General features: G+C 52.5%; 3 protein-coding genes. All 3 read left to right on the plus strand.

What is annotated here, in order from left to right:
- Positions 1-45: 45 nt before the first annotated feature.
- On the plus strand, positions 46-519 hold the full coding sequence (locus INT22_RS12815) for a phosphatidylglycerophosphatase A family protein (protein WP_038486072.1): 474 nt from the start codon (positions 46-48) through the stop codon (positions 517-519).
- A 127-nt stretch (positions 520-646) separates the two neighbouring features.
- Positions 647-1,894, plus strand: a complete 1,248-nt coding sequence (locus tag INT22_RS12820; RefSeq protein ID WP_193061394.1) for a DUF945 family protein — start codon at positions 647-649, stop codon at positions 1,892-1,894.
- Positions 1,895-2,072: 178 nt separating this feature from the next.
- A partial coding sequence (gene lon, locus INT22_RS12825; protein WP_193068341.1) for an endopeptidase La occupies positions 2,073-4,057 on the plus strand: 1,985 nt, incomplete at its 3' end.

Here is a 4,057-nt window from a genome sequence, read left to right on the forward strand (position 1 = left end):
CGCCAGTGACTACGAAGGGTGGCAGCATTTTAGCGGGGAAGCGCCATGAACCGAGCACCAGCGAGCGTTTGGCGTCGGCCAACCCATTTTTTTGCCTTTGGCCTAGGCAGTGGTGCGGTGCCCTGGGCGCCTGGCACCTTCGGGACGCTAGCAGCAATCCCATTCTACTGGATGATGGCCGACCTCCCTTTGGTCTGGTATCTCAGCATTGTTTTTGTGGCGTTTGTGGTTGGGGTGTGGTTGTGTGACAAAACTTCCCATGACTTAGGCGTGCATGATCACTCCGGTATTGTTTGGGATGAGTTTGTTGGCTACTGGATAACCATGGCGGCAGTGCCCTTCTCGTGGGAGGCCGCTCTCTGGGGATTCATTGTTTTTCGTATTTTCGATGTCTTCAAACCGTGGCCTATCCGGTGGGCAGACCGGCGTGTTGCCGGGGGATTTGGCATTATGATTGATGACGTTATGGCGGGCATCTACGCGTGGAGTACGATGCATTTATGGTTTTGGCTACACTAATAACCTATCTGCACAAACCGGCAGGTGGGTCACCTATATAATAAATGGACTTAGCTAATTACTGGGAACTGATCACGCAATGTCGTTGGCGAATGGCTCCAATCGTGGGGGTGTTCAAGGAGATCGCATGCGCAAGGAACGACTAATCGTGCCTATTCTCGCGGCCTTAGTGGTGGCGTGGGTGGCGGCACAACTGCTATCAAGCATTTTGTTTGAACGCAGCCTTCGTCAAGCATTAGAAGATTTGGAAGCGCGAGGGGAGTGGCGGGTTAGTCGGACGGAGAGCCGCCAAGGGTGGTTGACGTCTCAGGGAAAACTGCTTTTATCGCCCTTATTAGGGCGGCCATGGCGGTTAGAGCTTACTTACCGTGCTCGTCATGGTGCGTTAAGTACTGACGTTGAAGGAACGCTACTGCCCCGCTTAGATAGCGTTTTGCAAAAAGCCGTGGGAGAGGTCTCTGCTCCGTCTATACCGCGCTGGCAAGGACGCTACCATACGCTAAGTGGGCACAGTGAACTGCGTCTGGCACTTGCCCCTTTTGTGATCCAGCAAAATGGTCGTGAGCTATCGGTTCGTGGTGCCCGTATGCGCTTAGAAGGCGTATTTGGTGATTGGCGGTTGCGTGCGCTGCTCGACCAGCTCACGCTAACAGATGGTCCCGCTCAATTAACGATGGGGCCTTCGTCTCTTGAAAGCCGTTATACCTACATTGACGATGCCTATCATTTTGCTCAGCGTGACCATCTGCATGTTGAGTCGTTATCGCTTCACTATCCTGCCTATGATATTCGTGTGTCGCCGCTTGATGTTCACAGCCACATGGTACTCGACGAGCAAGAGCTTCGCTTGAATGGCGAACTGATCATTGGCGAGGTGAGCGTCCCAAGCGAAGCGCCCGATACACCTTTGTTAAGTGGTCGGATTGAGGCCGAGCTTTCACGCTTAAATGCGGATGCTGTTCGCGCAACAATCTTGCGTTTGCGGCAAGAAGCCTCATGGGGCGACGCTAGCCTACCAATGGCAGAAGGGCTGCTGGTGCGTTTAGCCCCTGATTTAAAAGGTGTGTTGAGTGACTCACCTCGTTTAGACATTACAACGATCGCGATTGAAAGCCCGCTGCTAGGTATCAACGTTAACGCAGATGGTGCGCTCTTTTTTGATGCGCGTGGGCTTGATGAACTCATGATGACGAGGCTGGATAAGCCAGAAGAGCGCGCTCGCTGGTTGGATCGTATTGATGGTGATTTTACTTGGTACGATGCGCCAACCGTGGCAGCCCTTTGGCTAGGCCTGCCTCTTGGTACGCGAGAATTAGAGTTTGATGTTGTTCGTGGCGAATTGCGCGTTAATGGACGCCCAATGCCTCAGCTTTGAGCATAAGTGTTTTGAGCATCACTGCTTTCTACTAAACAGCGACGAGCTCTGAAGCTGTTACCACTCTTCGAATACACTGCTACAAATGGTGCCAAGGGTTGAAGTTCACCCCCTGTGCCCACATTCCTTAGACATTGCTAAGCGGATCAATCCGCTAGTCACTGTTATGGGAGGGCGCATGAGCGACCAGGATTACGACCGCGATCACGAACACCCCGATTGGCTGACGGACGATGAGTCCGACGCACCGCAAGACGATACCTCGAACAGTGAAGAGCACCGTTCAGACGGTGAGAAAGTTAATTCATTAGTGCCTGCCAGCGATATGCTCCCAGAGCGTATCTATCTATTGCCGATTCATAATCGACCCTTCTTTCCCGCTCAGGTACAGCCGCTGGTCATCAACCGCGAGCGTTGGCAAGAAACCATACGTCGGGTAGGCAATACGCCTCACCACACCATTGGTGTTGCCTTTGTTGGCGAGCAAGGTGTTGAGTCGTTGGATCACAACGATTTTCCTGAGATTGGCACGGCGGTCAAAGTACATAAACTCCAGAGCGAAGATCAACAGATCCAGTTTATCGCTCAGGGGGTTAGGCGTTTTAAAATTCAGCGCTGGCTGTCTAAAGAGCCGCCTTATCTGGTGGAAGTCAGCTATCCCAAAGAACCAGTCGACGCTGAGAACGAAGAAACCCGCGCTTATGCGATGGCGATTATTAACGGCATCAAAGAGTTGCTGCCGATTAATCCGCTGTATGGTGAAGAGCTAAAACACTATCTCAATCGCTTTAGCCCCCATGAGCCCGGTCCGCTAACTGACTTTGCAGCTGCTATCACATCTGCCAAGGGCCCCGACCTGCAGGATGTACTCGCCACGCTGTCGGTGGCTGAGCGTATGCACAAAGTTCTCCCATTGCTGCGTAAAGAAATCGATGTTGCTCAGTTGCAAAGCGAGATCAGTGAGCAGGTGAATGCTCAAATGCAGGAGCGGCAGCGAGAATTTTTCTTGCGTGAGCAGCTTAAGGTTATTCAGCGTGAACTGGGTATTTCCAAAGACGACCGTGAAAACGACGTCGATACGTTTAGGAACCGCCTAGAGTCACTGGTGGTGCCAGAACGCGTCCAAGCGCGTATTGACGATGAACTCAATAAGCTCAGCGTGCTAGAAACCGGCTCGCCAGAGTACGGCACTACTCGTAACTATCTTGATTGGCTCACCTCGTTGCCTTGGGGCGTTACCAGCCAGGACAAGCTTGACTTGGCTCATGCCAGGGAAGTTCTCAACCGCGATCACGACGGCTTACAAGATGTGAAAGAGCGGATTATTGAGTTTCTTGCCGAAGGTACTTTCAAAGGCGATGTAGGTGGCTCGATTGTGCTGCTGGTCGGCCCTCCCGGGGTCGGTAAAACTTCGATTGGGCGCTCTATTGCTGAAGCACTGGGCCGTGAGTTTTATCGTTTCTCTGTGGGCGGGATGCGCGATGAGGCTGAAATTAAAGGTCATCGTCGTACTTACGTTGGCGCAATGCCCGGCAAACTAGTCCAGGCCTTTAAAGAAGTCGAAGTCGAGAACCCTGTGATTATGCTCGATGAGATTGATAAGCTGGGCCAATCATTCCAGGGCGACCCCGCGTCAGCGCTGCTTGAAGTGTTAGACCCAGAGCAAAACGTCGATTTCCTGGATCACTATCTCGATGTGCGCATGGACCTATCCAAAGTGCTGTTCTTGTGCACCGCGAATACTCTGGACTCTATCCCAGGGCCGTTGCTTGACCGTATGGAGCAGATTCGCCTTTCTGGGTATATCGCGGAAGAGAAGCTACAGATCGCTAAGCACCACCTATGGCCGAAGCTGTTGAAACGCGACAACCTGCCTAAGAAGCGTATCAACTTAACGGATGCCGCGCTCAAGCAGGTTATTGACGGCTATGCCCGTGAGGCAGGTGTTCGTCAGCTTGAAAAACAGCTGCATCGTATTGTTCGCAAGGCAGCCGTAAAGCTACTGGAAGAGCAGCTGGAAACGGTAAAAATATCGGTTAAAAACCTGGAAGAGTTCCTGGGAGCACCGCTATTCCGCAAAGAGAAAGTGCTGAAAGGCGAAGGCGTTGTTACCGGGCTTGCCTGGACCTCCATGGGGGGCGCAACTCTGCCTATTGAGGCGGG

Source organism: Halomonas sp. 3D7M, assembly GCF_014897885.1.
Lineage (GTDB): Bacteria > Pseudomonadota > Gammaproteobacteria > Pseudomonadales > Halomonadaceae > Vreelandella.